The 18,187-nt window shown below is 60.8% G+C and carries 19 protein-coding genes; 8 read left to right on the top strand and 11 right to left on the bottom strand.

Features of this window, described 5'->3' with window-relative positions; all coding sequences use genetic code 11:
- Nucleotides 1-69 precede the first annotated feature (69 nt).
- Nucleotides 70-288, top strand: a complete 219-nt coding sequence (locus PVE98_RS01460; protein ID WP_033753004.1) for a SlyX family protein — start codon at nucleotides 70-72, stop codon at nucleotides 286-288.
- 107 nt (nucleotides 289-395) lie between these two features.
- Here the strand turns inward: PVE98_RS01460 and slyD are convergent, their stop codons facing one another.
- The 4 genes from slyD to kefG form a co-directional block, all read right to left on the bottom strand.
- Complete coding sequence (gene slyD, locus PVE98_RS01455; protein ID WP_096072150.1) at nucleotides 396-953, bottom strand: peptidylprolyl isomerase; 558 nt, start codon at nucleotides 951-953, stop codon at nucleotides 396-398.
- A 193-nt stretch (nucleotides 954-1,146) separates the two neighbouring features.
- A complete protein-coding gene (locus PVE98_RS01450; protein WP_033753007.1) occupies nucleotides 1,147-1,341 on the bottom strand; it encodes a YheV family putative zinc ribbon protein in 195 nt (64 codons plus the stop codon).
- A 20-nt stretch (nucleotides 1,342-1,361) separates the two neighbouring features.
- Nucleotides 1,362-3,167, bottom strand: coding sequence for a glutathione-regulated potassium-efflux system protein KefB (gene kefB, locus PVE98_RS01445; RefSeq protein ID WP_033753009.1), 1,806 nt, complete (start codon nucleotides 3,165-3,167; stop codon nucleotides 1,362-1,364).
- Entirely contained in the window at nucleotides 3,167-3,718 is a 552-nt protein-coding gene (gene kefG / locus PVE98_RS01440) for a glutathione-regulated potassium-efflux system ancillary protein KefG (RefSeq protein ID WP_096072152.1), read from the bottom strand. The genes kefB and kefG overlap by 1 nt, the downstream gene beginning before the upstream one ends.
- 113 nt (nucleotides 3,719-3,831) lie before the next feature.
- Here kefG and PVE98_RS01435 point away from each other — a divergent pair, with 113 nt between their 5' ends.
- Nucleotides 3,832-5,736, top strand: a complete 1,905-nt coding sequence (locus PVE98_RS01435) for an ABC transporter ATP-binding protein (RefSeq protein WP_096072153.1) — start codon at nucleotides 3,832-3,834, stop codon at nucleotides 5,734-5,736.
- Between the two features lie 201 nt (nucleotides 5,737-5,937).
- Here PVE98_RS01435 and tauD read toward each other — a convergent pair whose 3' ends face one another.
- The 4 genes from tauD to tauA are packed head-to-tail and all read right to left on the bottom strand — an operon-like array spanning nucleotide 5,938 to nucleotide 9,356.
- Entirely contained in the window at nucleotides 5,938-6,777 is an 840-nt protein-coding gene (gene tauD / locus PVE98_RS01430; RefSeq protein ID WP_096072154.1) for a taurine dioxygenase, read from the bottom strand.
- Nucleotides 6,774-7,601: a taurine ABC transporter permease TauC gene (tauC, locus tag PVE98_RS01425; RefSeq protein ID WP_096072155.1), complete on the bottom strand. Its 828-nt coding sequence runs from the start codon at nucleotides 7,599-7,601 to the stop codon at nucleotides 6,774-6,776. The genes tauD and tauC overlap by 4 nt, the downstream gene beginning before the upstream one ends.
- Nucleotides 7,598-8,365, bottom strand: coding sequence for a taurine ABC transporter ATP-binding subunit (tauB, locus tag PVE98_RS01420; RefSeq protein ID WP_096072156.1), 768 nt, complete (start codon nucleotides 8,363-8,365; stop codon nucleotides 7,598-7,600). The genes tauC and tauB overlap by 4 nt, the downstream gene beginning before the upstream one ends.
- Before the next feature lie 10 nt (nucleotides 8,366-8,375).
- Nucleotides 8,376-9,356: a taurine ABC transporter substrate-binding protein gene (gene tauA / locus PVE98_RS01415; RefSeq protein WP_187143610.1), complete on the bottom strand. Its 981-nt coding sequence runs from the start codon at nucleotides 9,354-9,356 to the stop codon at nucleotides 8,376-8,378.
- Between the two features lie 237 nt (nucleotides 9,357-9,593).
- Here tauA and PVE98_RS01410 point away from each other — a divergent pair, with 237 nt between their 5' ends.
- Nucleotides 9,594-10,574 carry a LacI family DNA-binding transcriptional regulator gene (locus PVE98_RS01410; RefSeq protein WP_333620622.1) on the top strand — a complete coding sequence of 327 codons (981 nt, stop codon included), beginning with the start codon at nucleotides 9,594-9,596 and terminating at the stop codon, nucleotides 10,572-10,574.
- A gap of 1 nt (nucleotide 10,575) precedes the next feature.
- Here PVE98_RS01410 and PVE98_RS01405 read toward each other — a convergent pair whose 3' ends face one another.
- Entirely contained in the window at nucleotides 10,576-11,178 is a 603-nt protein-coding gene (locus PVE98_RS01405; protein WP_096072159.1) for a LysE family translocator, read from the bottom strand.
- A 58-nt stretch (nucleotides 11,179-11,236) separates the two neighbouring features.
- Between PVE98_RS01405 and PVE98_RS01400 the strand changes: the two genes are divergently transcribed.
- The 3 genes from PVE98_RS01400 to PVE98_RS01390 all read left to right on the top strand — a co-directional run bounded on the left by PVE98_RS01400 (nucleotide 11,237) and on the right by PVE98_RS01390 (nucleotide 13,399).
- Nucleotides 11,237-12,253 carry a hydrolase gene (locus PVE98_RS01400; protein WP_033753032.1) on the top strand — a complete coding sequence of 339 codons (1,017 nt, stop codon included), beginning with the start codon at nucleotides 11,237-11,239 and terminating at the stop codon, nucleotides 12,251-12,253.
- Nucleotides 12,250-12,468, top strand: a complete 219-nt coding sequence (locus tag PVE98_RS01395; protein WP_033753035.1) for a YheU family protein — start codon at nucleotides 12,250-12,252, stop codon at nucleotides 12,466-12,468. Before PVE98_RS01400 ends, PVE98_RS01395 begins: the two co-directional genes overlap by 4 nt.
- Before the next feature lie 61 nt (nucleotides 12,469-12,529).
- Nucleotides 12,530-13,399: a phosphoribulokinase gene (locus tag PVE98_RS01390; protein ID WP_033753039.1), complete on the top strand. Its 870-nt coding sequence runs from the start codon at nucleotides 12,530-12,532 to the stop codon at nucleotides 13,397-13,399.
- Between the two features lie 30 nt (nucleotides 13,400-13,429).
- Here PVE98_RS01390 and PVE98_RS01385 read toward each other — a convergent pair whose 3' ends face one another.
- Nucleotides 13,430-13,834, bottom strand: a complete 405-nt coding sequence (locus tag PVE98_RS01385) for an OsmC family protein (protein WP_096072160.1) — start codon at nucleotides 13,832-13,834, stop codon at nucleotides 13,430-13,432.
- 300 nt (nucleotides 13,835-14,134) lie between these two features.
- Here PVE98_RS01385 and crp point away from each other — a divergent pair, with 300 nt between their 5' ends.
- Together crp and PVE98_RS01375 are read left to right on the top strand one after the other, a co-directional pair.
- Complete coding sequence (crp, locus tag PVE98_RS01380) at nucleotides 14,135-14,767, top strand: cAMP-activated global transcriptional regulator CRP (RefSeq protein ID WP_000242758.1); 633 nt, start codon at nucleotides 14,135-14,137, stop codon at nucleotides 14,765-14,767.
- A gap of 58 nt (nucleotides 14,768-14,825) precedes the next feature.
- Nucleotides 14,826-16,901 (top strand): YccS/YhfK family putative transporter, encoded by a 2,076-nt coding sequence (locus PVE98_RS01375; RefSeq protein WP_033753048.1) that lies wholly within the window; start codon nucleotides 14,826-14,828, stop codon nucleotides 16,899-16,901.
- Here PVE98_RS01375 and PVE98_RS01370 read toward each other — a convergent pair whose 3' ends face one another.
- On the bottom strand, nucleotides 16,902-18,122 hold the full coding sequence (locus PVE98_RS01370) for an aspartate aminotransferase family protein (RefSeq protein ID WP_096072161.1): 1,221 nt from the start codon (nucleotides 18,120-18,122) through the stop codon (nucleotides 16,902-16,904).
- Nucleotides 18,123-18,187 lie beyond the last annotated feature (65 nt).

Below are 18,187 nucleotides of genomic sequence, written 5' to 3'. Positions count from 1 at the left end.
TCCTACAGGAGAAGCCGTAGAATCAGCGCCTGATGCGAGATTCGCAGCGTCGTACTATAAGGAGAGGTCATGCAACAATCAGAGTGGGAACAACGGCTTGAAGCGCTGGAAAGCAAGCTGGCCTTCCAGGAGCTGACCATCGATCAGCTTAATCAGACGGTGGTGCAGCATGAGCTGGAAATGGCGAAAATGCGCGAGCAGCAGCGCCTGTTGCTGGATAAGCTGAAAGCGGCCGCGCCGTCGATGGTGGCGTCGCAGTCGGAAGAGACGCCGCCTCCGCATTATTGATCTGTCCAGAATGGCTGCGCAGCAGCGATGCCGCGTTGCTCGCGCATTCTTCGATCGCAAAGGCAAAAAAAAGCCACCTCGAAGGTGGCCTTTGAAATCTGGGTGGCTTAGTGGTTGCAGCCGCAACCGCCGTGACTGCCGCAGCCGCCATTGCCGTGATCGTGACCATGGTCATGATCGTGGTCATGGTCGTGACCGTGCTCGCCGTGAACGTGGCCGTGCGCCAGCTCTTCCGGGGTCGCTTCGCGGATCGCGACGACTTCCACGTTGAAGTTCAGGTTCTGACCCGCCAGCATGTGGTTGCCGTCAACCACGACGTGCTCGTCTTCCACTTCGGTGATTTCGACCGGAACCGGACCCTGATCGGTTTCCGCCAGGAAGCGCATGCCAACCTGCAGTTCGTCAACGCCCATAAAGACGTCTTTAGGTACGCGCTGCACCAGGTTGTCGTCGTACTGGCCGTATGCATCGTTAGCCGGAATATGCACGTCAAACTTGTCGCCGACATCGTGATTTTCCAGCGCTTTTTCCAGACCAGAAATCAGGGAACCATGACCGTGCAGATAGTCTAACGGCGCACTTACCGGCGACTCGTCAACCAACACACCATCTTCTGTACGTACCTGATAGGCCAGGCTCACCACCAGGTCTTTTGCTACTTTCATGATATCTCCTAACCGTTGAGAACTAAGATCCCGTCTCATTGGTCTATTCTTACGTGCAATAACACCAACCAGAAAGGTTCGGGGCTGAGATCGCCTCTTGCGCGATGCGATTAACCTCAGCGTTAGTGGCGCCGATTGTATCGGAATTCAATCCCGCTGTAAGTTTAAGCGTAAAAAAAGCTGCGCCATTTCGCTACTCGGGATGGAAAATACCGATCACTTGCTCCTGGCTGCGAACCTGATCGCGAACCTGCTTATCCGCCTCGCGCATCTGGTGTCCGCACTTTACGCACTCTACGACGTCAACGTTGTTTTCTCGCCACATCGCCAGCGTGTCTTTTTCCTGACAGTGCGGGCAAACCGCACCGGCAATAAATCTTTTACGCATAGTAGTTAACCTGTTTGCTGTTACTGATCTTCGTCCCAGTCGTCTATCTGCCGTCTCTCATGCTGCATCTCGCGCTGGAAAATATCCTCCAGCTCGCGCCGCGCCTCGCGTACGCGAGAGATCTGGGCGTTGTCCGTGTGGTTTGGCATCAGCTCGCGCAGCATGCGCATATCGAGACGGCGGAAGTGCAGCTGCGCGCGCTGCGCCTGGTGTGGATGCATGCCGACCGAAATCAGCGCCTTGCGTCCCAGTTCCAGCGCGCTAGAGAAGGTTTCACGCGAGAACTGCGTGACGCCCGCCAGCAGCAGCTCGTGCGCCTCGACGCGTCCGCGCGCCCGCGCCACGATCTCCAGCTGCGGGAAATGCTGCTGACAGAGATGCACGATCGCCATGGTATCTTCCGGCTCGTTGCAGGTGATGACGATCGACTGCGCGCTGGCCGCGCCGGCGGCGCGCAGCAGCTCCAGCTCGGTGGCATCGCCATAGTAAACCTTGTAGCCGTACTTGCGCATCAGGCTGACCGCGCTGATGTCGCGCTCCAGCACCGTGATCCTTTTATTATTGGCCATCAGCAGACGGCCCACCACCTGCCCCATTCGGCCGAAGCCCACCACGATTACCTGCGGCTGGTCATCCTCCACGAACGGCTTTTCGCCATCTTCGTCCACTTCATTGAAGCGCCGCGCCAGCAGCTTATCGATCGCCTGCATCAGCAGCGGCGTGGTCATCATCGACAGCGTGACCGTCACCAGCAGCAGCGGCAGCTGATCGCCGGCGAACAGGCGCGCCGACGAGGCGGCGGAAAAGAGCACAAAGGCGAATTCGCCGCCCTGGCTCAGCACGCCGGCGAACTGCTGACGCTCGGAGCTGCGCAGGCCGTAGACCCGCGCCAGCACATAGAGCACCAGCGTCTTCACCGTGACCAGAATCAGCACGCCGAGCAGGATCTCTAGAATATGGGTATAGAGCACGCCGAGGTTAAGCGCCATGCCGACGGAGATAAAGAACAGCCCGAGCAGCAGTCCCTTAAAGGGATCGATGGCGACTTCCAGTTCGTGGCGATACTCGCTTTCCGCCAGCAGAATGCCAGCGATAAAGGTGCCCAGCGCCATCGACAGCCCGAGGGCGTCCATAAACAGCGCCGAGCCCAGCACCAGCAGCAGCGCGGCGGCGGTAAAGACCTCGCGCACGCCGGAGGCGGCGATAAAGCGGAAAATCGGCCGCAGCAGGTAGCGTCCGCCCACCAGCATGCCGGCGAAGGCCAGCACCTTCATGCCGATCTTCATCCAGTCGATATTGCCGCTGTCGCTGCCCGCCAGCAGCGGCACCAGCGCCAGCGCCGGAATCACCGCCAGGTCCTGGAACAGCAGCACTGAAAAGCCGAGCTGCCCCGCCTCGCTGCGGTTCATGCCTTTGTCGCGCATCAGCTGCAGCGCCATCGCGGTCGAGGACATAGCGAGGCCGATGCCGCCAATCACCGCGGCCTGCCAGCTAAAGTCGCTCAGCCACAGCAGCGCGCCGAGGATGCCAGCGGAGATCAGCACCTGCGCCGCGCCAACGCCGAAAATCGAACGCCGCAGCGCCCAGAGCTTCGACGGATTCAGCTCCAGCCCGATGATAAACATCAGGAACACCACGCCCAGCTCCGAGAAATGCAGGATCTCCTCGACGTCGCTGATAAAGCCCAGCCCCCAGGGGCCAATAGCGATGCCGGCCACCAGGTAGCCCAGCACCGCGCCAATGCCGAGACGCGCGGCGATGGGCACGATCAGCACCGCCGCCACCAGATAGATCACGCCTGCAGTCAGCAGCGTTTGTCCTTCCATCAGAGACCTCCATTGGGCAGCGGCGCGGCAAGCCATTCGCCATAGGCGCGCGCGAAATGGCCCATCACCTCTTTTGGCTGGCGACGCGCCCAGTAAAGGATCATCGGCGTCATCCAGTACATGCGGCACATCTGCGCGGTGAGTTCGAACGGGCGCATAATGTCCGACATGGAATAGCGGTTGAGGCCGCTCTGCTGATAGGCCGCCTCCGGCTCGCCGGTGGTGATCACGCTGCGCCAGTATTTGCCTTCCAGCGCGTTGCCGTCGACGCCGTTGGCGAAGCCGCGCGACAGCACGCGGTCCAGCCACTCTTTCAGCAGCGCGGGGCAGCTATAGGTGTAGAGCGGATGCTGGAAAACGATCACCTGATGCTCGCGCAGCAGCTGCTGTTCATAGTGAATATCGATAAAAAAATCAGGATAGTGCGCGTACAGATCGTGTACGGTGACGTTCTCCTGTTGCTGAGCCGACTGCAGCAGGACCCGATTCGCTATCGACTCCTGCGTTTCCGGATGGGCGTAAAGCAGCAAAACTTTTGCTGGCTGCGACATAGTTATCCTCTTCCAAAGCGTCGTCATAGCGGCGCTTTTCCGCTACCATGCACGACGCGACACCCTCTAATTATGTGGTGGGTAAATTAACATATTCTGACGATACGGCGCTTATGATTGTCTTTTCTTCTCTGCAAATCCGCCGCGGCGTCCGCGTGCTGCTCGATAACGCTTCCGCCACCATCAATCCCGGTCAGAAAGTCGGCCTGGTGGGTAAAAACGGCTGCGGCAAATCGACCCTGCTGTCGCTGTTAAAAGGCGAAATCGCCAGCGACGCGGGCGGCGTGACCTTTCCCGGCAACTGGGCGCTGGCCTGGGTTAACCAGGAAACCCCGGCGCTGAGCAAACCGGCGCTGGAATACGTTATCGACGGCGATCGCGAATATCGCGAGCTTGAGGCGCAGCTGGCGGACGCCAACCAGCGCAACGACGGCAACGCCATCGCGCTGCTGCACGGCAAGCTGGACGCGATTCAGGCGTGGAGCATTCACGCCCGCGCCTCAAGCCTGCTGCACGGCCTCGGCTTTAGCCAGGAGCAGCTGAACCGACCGGTGAGCGACTTCTCCGGCGGCTGGCGCATGCGCCTTAACCTTGCGCAGGCGCTGGTCTGCCGTTCAGATCTGCTGCTGCTTGACGAACCCACCAACCACCTCGATCTCGACGCGGTGATCTGGCTGGAGCGCTGGCTGAAAAGCTACGAAGGCACGCTGATTCTGATCTCGCACGACCGAGACTTCCTCGATCCGGTAGTGGATAAGATCATCCATATCGAGCAGGAAAGCCTCTACGAATACACCGGCAACTACAGCTCGTTCGAACGCCAGCGCGTCGCCAAACTGGCGCAGCAGCAGGCGCTGTTTGAAAACCAGCAGGAGAAAGTGGCGCATCTGCAAAGCTATATCGACCGCTTCCGCGCCAAGGCTTCAAAAGCGAAGCAGGCGCAGAGCCGCATCAAGATGCTGGAGCGCATGGAGATGATCGCGCCGGCGCACGTCGACAACCCCTTCAGCTTCAGCTTCCGCGCGCCGGAAAGTTTGCCGAACCCGCTGCTGAAGATGGAGAAAGTCACTGCAGGCTACGGCGAGCGCATTATTCTCGACGCCATCAAGCTCAATCTGGTGCCGGGCTCGCGCATCGGCCTGCTGGGCCGCAACGGCGCGGGCAAATCGACGCTGATTAAGCTGCTGGCGGGTGAACTGACCCCTCTCGACGGCGAGGTCGGGCTGGCGAAAGGCATTAAGCTGGGCTACTTCGCGCAGCATCAGCTGGAGTATTTGCGCAGCGACGAGTCACCGCTGCAGCATCTGGCGCGCATTGCGCCGAAGGTGCTGGAGCAGCAGCTGCGCGACTATCTCGGCGGCTTCGGCTTCCAGGGCGACAAGGTCAGCGAAGTCACGGCGCGCTTCTCCGGCGGCGAAAAGGCGCGGCTGGTGCTGGCGCTGATCGTCTGGCAGCGCCCTAACCTGCTGCTGCTCGACGAACCGACCAACCACCTCGATCTCGACATGCGCCAGGCGCTGACCGAAGCGCTGATCGATTTCGAAGGCGCGCTGGTGGTGGTCTCGCACGATCGCCATCTGCTGCGCGCCACCACCGACGATCTCTATCTGGTGCATGACGGCAAGGTCGATGTTTTCCCGGGCGATCTGGAAGATTACCAGCAGTGGCTGAGCGATCTGCAGAAGCAGCAGGCGCAGGCGGACGCCGCGCCGAAGCAGGACAACGGCAACAGCGCGCAGGCGCGCAAAGATCAGAAGCGTCGTGAAGCTGAGCTGCGCACGCAGACGCAGCCGCTGCGCAAAGAGATCGAGAAGCTGGAGAAGCAGATGGCGAAATGGCAGAGCCAGCTCACCGAAGCGGAAAACCAGCTGGCCGATGGCGACATCTACGATCCATCCCGCAAAGCGGATCTGACCGCGGCGCTGCAGCGGCAGGCAGAGAGCAAAGCGGCGCTGGAAGAGGTCGAGATGGCGTGGCTGGATGCTCAGGAGCAGCTGGAGGCGATGCTCGCCTCCTGACAATTAGCTGTTAATTTCAGTTTTCAGTTTTCAGTTTTCAGTTTTCAGTTTTCAGCGGACTTAAAACGATCGTACCGGAGCGAGACAAGGCGCCAGCCGCGCCATAAGCGGAGCATACTGACGTATGTGAGCATTATGGCGCGGCGCAGCAACGCGGTCGTAGCCCGGTACGAACGTTTTAATGTAAGCAGTACGGACGTTTTAAAAGGGCTGATCCCCCAGCACCGTCGCCCGATGCATAATGCGCCTTGCCGGATAATAATCCGCATTCGCATAGTGCTGCGTCACGCGGTTATCCCAGATCGCCACGTCGTTCGGCTGCCAGCGCCAGCGCACCTGAGACTCCGGCTTAGTCGCATGCGCATAGAGCAGCTCCAGCACGGCATGGCTCTCTTTCTCGCTCAGCTCGACAATCCGCGTGGTAAATCCTTCATTAACGAACAGCGCCTTGCGCCCGCTCACCGGATGGGTGCGGACCACCGGATGCTGCACCGGCGGATGCTTTGCCACCGCCTCTTGCCAGCGCTGATGCTCCTCTTCGGTTCGACGATATTTATACTCCTGGAACGACTTCCTGAAGTCGTGCTCGGCATGCAGCCCATCCAGCAACGTCTTAATCGGAGCGGAAAGGGTTTCATATGCCGCGATGCCGCTCGCCCACAGGGTATCGCCGCCTGACTCGGGCAGCAGCTTCGACGCCAGAATCGCCACCGCCGGCGGCGTATTGATAAAGGTCACGTCGGTGTGCCAGTTGTCGTTGTCCGGCGGATTATCCTGATGGGTATCCAGCACGATAATCTCCTCTACTCCGTCGGCGTGCGGATAAACCGGATGGATATGCAGGTCGCCGAAGCGCGCCGCCAGCGCGCGCTGCTGGTGCGGCGTAACCGGCTGATCGCGCAGAAACAGCACCTGATGGCGCAGCAGCGCGTGATAGAGCTGTTCAAACTGGGCGTCGCTGAGCGGCCGGGTTAAATCGAGATTCGCCACCTGCGCGCCAATGTAAGGCCCGAGCGCGGTAATGTTTAGCTTTTCGTTCATGAGTGTTCTCCATTCCAGGGCGTCAGACGACGCTGCAGGGCGCGCAGCCCGAGTTCTAAGGTAAAGGCAATCAGCGCGATAACCGCGATGCCCGCCAGCACGACGTCGGTCGCCAGAAATTCGCCGGCGGACTGCACCATGAAGCCGAGCCCGCGCGTCGCGGCGATCAGCTCCGCCGCCACCAGCGTCGACCAGCCGACGCCGAGGCCGATGCGCAGACCGGTCAGGATCTCCGGCAGCGCGCCAGGCAGGATCACCCAGCGCAGCAGCTGCCAGCGGCTGGCGCCCAGCGACTGCGCGGCGCGGATGCGCACCTGCTGCGTATTGCGCACGCCGGCCAGAGTCGAGAGCGTTACCGGCGCAAAAATAGCCAGATAAATCAACAGAATTTTGGAGGTCTCGCCGATGCCGAACCAGATCACCATCAGCGGCAGATAGGCGAGCGGCGGCACGGGACGGTAGAGCTCAATCAGCGGATCGAGCAGGCCGCGCACCGCCGGGCTCAGCCCCATCGCGATGCCGACCGGAATACCGATGGCCGCCGCGGCGAACAGGGCGACCAGCATGCGCGTCAGGCTAGCGGCGAGATGCTGCCACAGCGTGGCGTCCATAAAACCCTGCGGGCTGGCGATCAGCAGCAGCTTGCTCAACACCTGCTGCGGCGCCGGCAGAAACAGCGGACTGATCAGCTCCAGGGCCGTGACGCTCCACCAGATCAGCAGCAGCAGCGCCAGGCTCAGCAGGCTCAGGCTAAACGAGCGGGAAAAAGGCCAGCGCAGACGGCGACGCGCCGCCGTGGTTTTGTCGTTGATCACCGCGCTCATGCAAAGGCCTCCCGCTGCTCGAACACCCGGCTCAGCACATATTCGCGCTGCGCAATAAAAGCGGGATCGGATTTGATGGCGCGGCAGGGTTCGCCAGCGGCGAAGCGCTGACCGAAGTTAAGCGTCAGACGCTCCACGATGCGGCCCGGCCCTGGCGAAAGCAGCAGCAGCTCGCTGGCGAGAAACACCGCCTCTTCGATATCGTGCGTGATAAGAAAAATTTGCTTGCCGCTGTCGCGCCACAGCGTCAGCAGCAGGGTCTGCATTTGCTCGCGGGTAAAGGCGTCCAGCGCGCCGAAAGGCTCGTCGAGCAGCAGCAGCTGCGGATCCGCCGCCAGCGCGCGGGCGATGCCGACGCGCTGGCGCTGGCCGCCGGAGAGCTGCCAGATGGGACGGTTCTCCGCCCCTTCCAGTCCCACCTTCTTAATCAGCCGCCGTGCGATGGCGTTGCGCTCGCCGCGCGCCATTCCCGCAAGCTGCAAACCGAACGCGACATTGTCCAGCACGTTGCGCCACGGCAGCAGCCCTTCATGCTGAAACACCACGCCGCGCTCCGCGCCCGGCCCGCTGATGGTTTTCCCCTCCAGCGTGATGCTGCCGGACTCGACCGGCAGAAAGCCGGCGATCAGGTTCAGCAGCGTGGTTTTGCCGCAGCCTGACGGGCCAAGCGCCACCAGCAGTTCGCCTTTATCCAGCTGCAGGTTGATATCCTGCAGCGCGGGTCGTCCGTCATAACGCGCGTTAAGATGAGCAATGCGCAGCATGGGGTTCTCCTTACTGTTTCGCCAGCGGCTCGACAAAGCGGGTGGTGACGAAGTCGCTGTAGTCGGCATTCGCCTGCGGCACTTTGCCCTGCTCTTTCAGGAAATGCGCCGTATCGACGATCGCTTTGTTTACCGGCTTGCCCAGCTGTTCCACCTGCTGCTGCGCCGTGAGATAGGTATTGCCTTTCACCAAATCAGGCACCTGCGCTTCCGGCACGCCGCTCAGGCGTGACAGCTTGCTGAGGTTATCCGGCTGCTTGAGCCACGCGTCGGGGTTATCGATATAGGGTTTCTGCGCTTCGAGGGCGCTGCGGGCGAAGGCGGTCACTACCTCAGGATGCGCCTTCGCGAAATCTTTGCGCACCACCCAGACGTCGAGCGTCGGCGATCCCCACTGCCCAACCTGGGAAGAGTCGGTCAGCACTTTGCCGTCTTTCTCCAGCTGGTTGACGGCGGGCGCCCAGACGTAGGCGCCGTCGATATCGCCGCGCTGCCAGGCGGCGATAATCGCGGGCGGCTGCAGGTTCACCAGCTGCACCTCGGTCGGCTTGATGCCCCAGTGCTTCATCGCCGCCAGCAGGCTGTAGTGGGTGGTGGAAATAAAGGGCACGGCGATGCGCTTGCCGATCAGATCTTTCGGGCCGCTGATGCTTTTCTTCACTACCAGCGCCTCGGAGTTGCCGAGCTGGGACGCCAGTAAAAAGGCCTCGATCGGCAGCTGCTGGGTAGCGGCCACCGCCAATGGGCTGGAGCCGATATTGCCGATCTGCACGTCGCCCGACGCCAGCGCGCGCAGCACGCCCGCTCCGCTGTCGAACTTACGCCAGTCGACGGTCGCGCCGCTCTCTTTGGCGAAGGTGTTATCCGCCTGCGCGACTTTTGCCGGTTCGGCGGAGGTCTGGTACGCCACCGTCACGTTGACGGCCTGTGCCTGAAAGACCAGCAGCGAAAGCGCTGCAGCCAGAATCGTTAAGGGTCTTTTTACTGCCATGATGTCGCACTCCGCCAGGATCTGATGATGGGCGCAGTGTCGCCAGCGACGATGATTTCATAAAGGAATTAAAAATTATTCTTAATAAACAGATGTTCTTAGATCATGATCGGCAAAGCTGATGCAAAATCTGACAATAGATGCGCCATTATTCAGACAAAATGGCAGGCGCTCACATTGCCGCTGTGCTATTGATAAGGCTCTACGGTAAACCGACGAAAAAAGGGTTGCGGCAACATGTCCATCGAGAAGGTCGCGCTGCTGGCGGGCGTATCAAAAGCAACGGTATCCCGCGTGCTTAACGATCATCCAGGGGTGAAAGCGGATACGCGCGATCGGGTGCTGGCGGCGCTCTCCGCCAGCGACTATCAGCCCAATTTGCTGGCGCGCCAGCTGCGCACCGCCCAGAGCCATATGCTGCTGGTGCTGATCTCCGATATCACGAATCCCTTCTGCTCGCGCGTGGTGCAGGGTATCGAAGCGGAAGCTGAGGCGCAGGGCTACCATATTCTGCTCTGCAACTCCGCCTCACAGCTGCGGCGCGAATCCGCCTATCTCGGCCTGCTGACCGGCAAAGTGGTGGATGGCGTCATCACCATGGACGCGGCGTCTGCGTTGCAGGATATCGCCGCCCTTATCGGCGACGCGCCCTGGGTGCAGTGCGCGGAATACGATCCCGCTATACCGGCCTCTTCCGTCGCTATCGACAACCGCGACGCGGCGCAGGAGACGGTGCGCTATCTGGCGGGCAAAGGCCGCCGCCGTATCGGGCTGGTAAACAGCGATATGCGCTACCTCTATTCACACCAGCGGGAGGCGGGCTATCGCGCAGGGCTGGATCAGCTGGCGCTGCCGTGGCGCGGCGTGGCTTATGCGAAGGAGATTTCATGCGAGGCGGGCAGCCAGGCGCTGCGCCAGCTTTTGCAGCAGCCCGAACCGCCGGACGCGGTGCTGGCGGTATCGGACGTGCTGGCGGTAGGCGTGGTGCACGCCGCGCGAGAGGCGGGTCTGCGCGTGCCGGAAGATCTCGCCGTCGTCGGCTTTGACGGCATCCCTTTCACCAGCAGCCTGAACCCGCCGCTCACCACCGTGGAGCAGCCGATGTATCAATTGGGCGCGCGCAGCGTGCAGCTTTTGCTGCAGCGCATTCGCCGTCCGGCGTCGCCCGTCGTGCGCGAAGTGCTGCCGTGGACGCGCGTCGAGCGCGCCTCCAGCTAGCTCAGCGCCAGATCAGCAGCACGCAGGCGGCGGTCAGCAGCCCCATCGTCAGGTTAAAAAGGGTCCAGGCGCGGCGGCTGCGCAGAATGCGGCCGATCATCGCGCCGAAGCCGATCCAGATAATGCCCGCCACCAGGTTAACCAGGAACATGCCGAAGCTGATGGCCGTCACCGAATGCAGATAGGCGGAGCCGGCAAGGCTGAAGCTGGCGATCGCGCCCAGCGCCATCAGCCAGGCCTTCGGATTGATCAGCTGCAGCAGGCCGCCCTGCCAGAACGGCATCGGTTTCGGCGGCGCGTCGCCGGTTTCCAGCTCTTCATAGGCGGCGGTGGCGATTTTCCACGCCAGCCAGAGCAGATAGAGACTACCGGCAATCTTCAGAAAGAGGTGCAGCGCGGGATAGAGTAGGATCAGGCTGCCGACGCCGAACGCCACCATTAGCAGCATCAGCTGCATGCCGATCATAATGCCGATCATGAGCGGCACCGTGCGCCAGAAGCCGAAATTGGCGCCGGACGCGGTGAGTAACATATTATTAGGGCCTGGCGTGATAGCAGCGACCCAGAGAAAACCTAACATTGAGAAAAACAGGCTCAGTTCCATGAACGGGTGCTCCTTACCCCCAGATTCGCAACAAGCCTAACGAAGCTAACAGTGTGATATGGATCCGACAAGTGCTGGCGACATGAATTTTACTCCTGACGCAGCGGCGAGCTTTATGCCGCCGCGCGCCCTGCGCAATCCGCATCTGCAGACGGTGCTGCCGCGTCTGGTGCGCCGTCGCCTGCTGCTGCGTCCGCACTGGCAGCGCCTCGACCTGCCGGACGGCGACTTCGTCGATCTCGCCTGGAGCGAAGACCCGCAGCAGGCGAGCCATAAGCCGCGCGTGGTGCTGTTTCACGGTCTGGAGGGCAACTTCCACAGTCCTTACGCTCACGGGCTGATGCACGCCTGCCAGCGTCAGGGCTGGCTTGGCGTGGTGATGCACTTTCGCGGCTGCGGCGGCGAGCCGAATCGCCTGCATCGCATCTATCACTCCGGCGAAACCGAAGACGCCGCCTTTTTTCTGCGCTGGCTGAAAACGCGCTGGGGCGATGTGCCGACCGCTGCGGTCGGCGTCTCGCTCGGCGGCAATATGCTGGGCTGCCTGCTTGGCAGACTGGGCGACGCCGCGCCGCTCGACGCCGGCGTGATCGTCTCGGCGCCGCTGCTGCTGGAGCCGTGCAGCCTGAAGCTGGAACAGGGCTTTTCGCGCTTCTATCAGCGCTATCTGCTCGACCAGCTGAAAAAGAACGCCGAGCGCAAGCTCCGCGCCTGGCCGGGGACGCTGCCGGTGGATCTGCCGCAGCTCATGGCGCTGCGTCGCCTGCGCGACTTCGACGACGCCATTACCGCCCGCGCCCACGGCTTTCTTGATGCGGGCGACTACTACCGTCGCGCCAGCGCCATGCCGCTGCTGAAAAATGTGCGTAAGCCCTTGCTGATCATTCACGCGAAAGACGATCCTTTTATGACTGACGAGGTGATCCCGCAGCCGGATCGGCTCTCAGCCAGTACCACCTATCAACTCACGCCACATGGCGGACACGTTGGCTTTGTCGGCGGCACGCTGCGTCAACCGCAGATGTGGCTCGAGCAGCGTGTGCCGCAGTGGCTTACACAGTGGCTCTCATCATGATTATTCCCTGGCAACAGCTCGATCCCGACACCCTTACCAACTTGATCGAAGCCTTTGTGCTGCGTGAAGGCACCGACTATGGCGAGCAGGAGCGCAGCCTGGCGCAAAAGGTGGCCGACGTGCGCCGCCAGCTGGAGCGCGGCGACGTGGTGCTGGTCTGGTCGGAACTGCATGAAACCATCAATATCATGCCGCGCAGCGAATTCCGCGGCTGATGCGTCGAGGCGCTTTTCGTGTTAACAATGCTCATCGCCCGACTTCACAGGGAGCTTTTCCATGTCAGCACGACACCCGATTATTGCGGTAACCGGCTCCAGCGGCGCCGGCACCACCACCACCAGCCTGGCGTTTCGTAAAATTTTCCAGCAGCTCAATCTGCACGCCGCCGAGCTGGAGGGCGACAGCTTCCACCGCTATACGCGGCCGGAAATGGATATGGCTATCCGCAAGGCGCGCGATTTAGGGCGCCACGTTAGCTATTTCGGCCCGGAAGCCAACGACTTCGGCCTGCTGGAGCAGACCTTTATCGACTACGGCAATGCGGGCAAAGGCCAGTCGCGCAAATATCTGCACACCTACGACGAAGCGGTGCCCTGGAACCAGGTGCCGGGCACGTTTACGCCGTGGCAGCCGCTGCCGGAGAATACCGACGTGCTGTTTTACGAAGGGCTGCACGGCGGCGTCGTCACGCAGCAGCATAACGTGGCGGAAAAAGTCGATCTGCTGGTGGGCGTGGTGCCGATCGTCAACCTGGAGTGGATCCAGAAGCTGGTGCGCGACACCGGCGAGCGCGGCCACTCGCGCGAGGCGGTGATGGACTCGGTGGTGCGCTCAATGGAGGATTACATCAACTTCATTACGCCGCAGTTTTCACGCACCCACATTAACTTCCAGCGCGTCCCGACCGTCGATACCTCGAACCCGTTCGCCGCGCGCGAAATTCCGTCGCTGGACGAGAGCTTCGTGGTAATTCACTTTCGCGGGCTGGAGCATATCGACTTTCCCTATCTGCTGGCGATGCTGCAGGGCTCATTTATTTCGCATATCAATACGCTGGTGGTGCCGGGCGGCAAGATGGGGCTGGCGATGGAGCTGATTATGGCGCCGCTGGTGCAGCGGCTGATGGAAGGCAAACAGATCGCCTGACCAGGACTGGTCAGGCGCGGGTGCGCTTTTTTACAGCGCGACCACTTCATAGCTGTGGGTCATCTCTACGCCTTTGCCCAGCATTAACGCCACCGAACAGTATTTCTCCGCCGAGAGATCCACCGCGCGCGCCACCGCTTTATCGCTCAGCGCCTTGCCGGTCACCACAAAATGCAGATTGATATGGGTAAACAGGCGCGGCGCCTCTTCGCGACGCTCCGAGGTCAGTTTCACCTCGCAGTCCACCACATCGTTGCGGCCTTTTTGCAAAATAGAGACCACGTCGATGGCGCTACAGCCGCCCGCGGCCATCAGCACCATCTCCATTGGACTGGGCGCTTTATCACCGGAGTTACCGTCCATCAGGATCTGATGTCCCGACGCCGACTCGCCGAGAAAGGTTAATCTTTCGACCCACTTCACTCTTGCCTGCATGTTTCCACCTCGAGAATAGCCTGTTTGCCGCCAGAGTACGCGTTCACCTGGCAAACAGCAATCCAGAGTAATCCCCCCTTTGCTGAAGCGAGACAACAGAAGACAGTCGGCAAAAGCTGTGCTACAAACAGTGCTGAAAATAGTTCGTTCTGTTAGGGACGAAGACGGGACACATCAAGCGCCTGGCGCAAAATAAGGCCCGAATAATCTCCTTTAGGGGAAACGCTTGAAGCTTTCATCGCCTGGCAGGGATTAATCCCCCCGCGTTTTGGGCACGATTACAACAGAGGATAATAGCGAATGGTTCTCGGCAAACCGCAAACAGACCCTACACTCGAATGGTTCCTGTCCCATTGCCATATTCACAAATATCCATCCAAAAGTACGCTGATTCATCAGGGTGAGAAGGCTGAAACCCTCTACTACATCGTGAAAGGTTCCGTGGCGGTGCTGATCAAAGATGAAGAGGGCAAAGAGATGATCCTCTCTTACCTGAATCAGGGTGATTTTATCGGCGAGCTTGGCCTGTTTGAAGAAGGTCAGGAGCGCAGCGCCTGGGTACGCGCGAAAACCGCGTGCGAAGTAGCGGAAATTTCCTACAAGAAATTCCGTCAGCTTATCCAGGTGAATCCGGATATTTTAATGCGTCTCTCTTCGCAGATGGCGCGCCGTCTGCAGGTTACATCGGAAAAAGTGGGCAATTTAGCTTTCCTCGACGTGACCGGACGTATTGCACAAACCCTGCTTAACCTGGCGAAGCAGCCAGACGCCATGACGCATCCCGACGGCATGCAAATCAAAATTACTCGTCAGGAAATTGGCCAAATCGTTGGTTGCTCGCGCGAAACCGTGGGCCGCATTTTGAAAATGTTGGAAGACCAGAATCTGATTTCCGCACACGGCAAAACCATTGTCGTTTACGGCACCCGCTGATTTCCTCTCACTCACGGCGTGATGTCACCGTCACGCCGTTACTGCTTTTAGTGAAGTGATGTGGCGTCGAATCATCTATCACCCCGAAGTTAACTATGCCCTGCGGCAGACGCTGGTGCTCTGCATTCCGGTGGCGCTCGGCTGGCTGTTCGGCGATCTGCAAAAAGGCCTGCTCTTCTCTCTGGTTCCCGCCTGCTGCAACGTCGCGGGTCTGGATACGCCCCATAAGCGCTTCTTCAAACGTCTCATCGTCGGCGGCTCGCTGTTCGCGCTCGGCAGCTTTCTGATCCAGCTATTAACCCTGAAAGGGGTGCCGCTGCCTGCCGTGCTCTTCGCCCTGCCGCTGCTGCTGGGCGTCACCGGCGAAATCAGCCCGCTGCACGGCCGCCTGCTCTCCGGCACGCTGGTGGCGGCCATCTTTACCCTGAGCCTGATCGGCCGCATGCCGATCTATGTGCCGCCGCTGCTCTATATCGGCGGCACGCTCTGGTACGGACTCTTCAACTGGTTCTGGTTCTGGCTGTGGAAAGAGCAGCCGATGCGCGAAACCCTGAGCCTGATCTACCGCGAGCTGGCGGACTACTGCGACGCGAAATATACCCTGCTGACCCAGCTTACCGACCCGGAAAAGGCGCTGCCGCCGCTGCTGGCGCGTCAGCAGAAAGCGGTCGATCTGATCAACACCTGCTATCAGCAGATGCATATGCTCTCCGCCAGCCGCGACAACAGCCACAAGCGGCTGACGCGCGCGTTTCAGGTGGCGCTCGACCTGCAGGAGCATATCTCCGTCAGCCTGCATCAGCCGGAAGAGGTGCAGAAGCTGGTGGAGCGCAGCCATGCGGAAGCGGTGATCCGCTGGAACGCCAAAATCATCTCGGCGCGGCTGCGCGCGCTGGCCGACGCCATTCTTTACCATCAGTTGCCGAGTCGTTTCGATATGGAGAAGCCGCTCGGCGCGCTGGAGAAGATCGCCCGTCAGCATCCCGATAATCCGGTGGGCCACTTCTGCTACTACCACTTCAGCCGCATCGCGCGCGTACTGCGCACGCAAAAACCGCTCTACCAGCGCGACCTGATGACCGATCGCCAGCGCCGCCTGCCGCTGCTGCCCGCGCTGCGCAGCTATCTGTCGCTAAAGTCCGCCGCGCTGCGCACCGCGGCGCGCTTCGCCGTGATGCTGATGTTCGGCAGCGCGCTGGCGATGCTGTTCGATATTCCCAAGCCCTACTGGATCCTGATGACCATTATGTTCGTCAGCCAGAACGGCTACAGCGCCACGCGGGTGCGCATCCAGCACCGGGCGCTGGGCACCTTCGTCGGCCTGGCGATCGCCGCCGCCTCGCTGCGCTTCGCGGTGCCGGAATCGCTGGTGCTGCTGTTTATGCTGGTGGTGACGCTGGTGAGCTATCTGGTGACGCGTAAATATTACGGCTGGTCGATGATCGGCTTTACCGTGACGGCGGTCTACTCGCTGCAGCTGCTGTCGCTGAACGGCGCGCAGTTTTTACTGCCGCGCCTGATGGACACGTTAATGGGCTGCCTGATCGCCTTCGGCGGCATGCTGTGGCTGTGGCCGCAGTGGCAGAGCGGGCTGCTGCGTCAAAACGCCCACGACGCGCTGGAAACCTATCAGGATGCGCTGCGGCTGCTGCTGGGGCCGGAGCAGGAGGCGAAGAAGCTGGCCTATCAGCGCATGCAGGTCAATCAGGCGCACAACGCGCTCTTCAACTCGCTCAATCAGGCGATGCAGGAGCCGGGCTTCAACGCCCAGTATCTGAAAGATATGCGCCTGTGGGTCACGCACAGCCAGTTTATCGTCGAGCATATTAACGCCATGACCATCCTCGCCCGCGAGCACACCATGCTGACGCCGGATCTGGCGCAGCGCTATCTGCAGTCGTGCGAAGTTGCGCTGCAGCGCTGCCAGCAGCGGCTGGAGTATGACGGGCCGGGCTCGCAAACTAACGTGATGGCGGGCGTAGAGAATCTGGATGAAGGGCCGACGACGATTCTGGAGCAGCATGTGAAGCGTATTCTGGAGCATCTTAACGTGATGCACACCATATCGTCGCTGGCGTGGAGCCAGCGGCCGCACCATGGCCGCTGGCTAATCAGGCATTTGCGGAAAGGATAGTCAGGCAGTCAGCGCGCGTTCTACCGCACGGGCGAAACGCGCCATGCCCTCTTCGATATCGGTGGGCTCAATCACCAGCGACGGCGCAAAACGGATCACGTCGGTGCCCGCCACTAACACCATCAGCCCTTCCGCCGCTGCGGCGTTAAGGATGTCGCGCGCCTTACCGGCGTGCTGCGGCTTCAGCGCCGCGCCGATCAGCAGTCCTTTGCCGCGGATTTCCGAGAAGAGATCCCGCTTCGCGTCGAGCGCCTTCAGCGCCGCGACGAACTGCTCGCGACGCGCCTGAACGCCTTCCAGCACCTCCGGCGTATTAATCACGTCCAGCGCCGCTTCCGCGACCGCGCAGGCGAGCGGATTGCCGCCATAGGTGGTGCCGTGTACGCCCGGCGACATAGTTGAAGCGATTTCATGAGTGGTCAGCATGGCGCTGACCGGGAAGCCGCCGCCCAGCGCTTTGGCGGTAGTGAGAATATCCGGCGTCACGCCGTAGTGCTCATAGGCGAACAGTTTGCCGCTGCGTCCCATGCCGCTCTGCACCTCGTCCAGCACCAGCAGCGCCTGATGCTTATCGCACAGTGCGCGCAGCCCCTGCATAAACTCTGGCGTCGCGGGCATCACGCCGCCCTCGCCCTGAATCGGCTCGACCACGATGGCGCAGGTATGGTCGTCGATAACCGCTTTTACCGCCTCGAGATCGTTAAAGGGAACGTGCACGATATCCGCCGGTTTCGGCCCGAAGCCGTCGGAGTATTTCGGCTGTCCGCCAACGGAAACGGTAAACAGTGTGCGGCCGTGAAACGCGTTGTGGAAGGCGATGATTTTGCTTTTGAACGGGCTGTGGCGCTGGCAGGCGTAGTAGCGCGCCAGCTTGAAAGCGGCCTCGTTCGCTTCCGCGCCGGAGTTAGCGAAGAAGACGCGATCGGCGAAGGTAGCGGCGATGAGCTTGCTGGCAAGGCGCAGCGCTGGCTCGTTGGTAAAGACGTTGCTCAGATGCCACAGGGTTTCGCCCTGAGTTTTCAGCGCCTCGACCAGCGCCGGATGACAGTGGCCCAGCGCCGTGACGGCGATGCCGCCGGAGAAGTCGATATACTCTTTGCCCTGCTGATCCCAGACGCGGCTGCCCTTGCCTTTGACCGGCACGAACTGCGCAGGTGCATAAACAGGCAAAATGACGTTATCGAACGTTTCCCGCGTTACCGCAATTTTCTCCGCTGCCATCGACGACCACCTTTGATTATTTATTGAGCCACAGTGAAATAATAGTCATAAAATATGCATAATAA

The organism is Pantoea sp. GABEPS69, assembly GCF_045780835.1.
GTDB classification, from domain to species: domain Bacteria; phylum Pseudomonadota; class Gammaproteobacteria; order Enterobacterales; family Enterobacteriaceae; genus Pantoea; species Pantoea septica.
The sequence above is the reverse complement of the archived record's forward strand: the minus strand, read 5'-3'. Positions and strand labels throughout refer to the sequence as shown.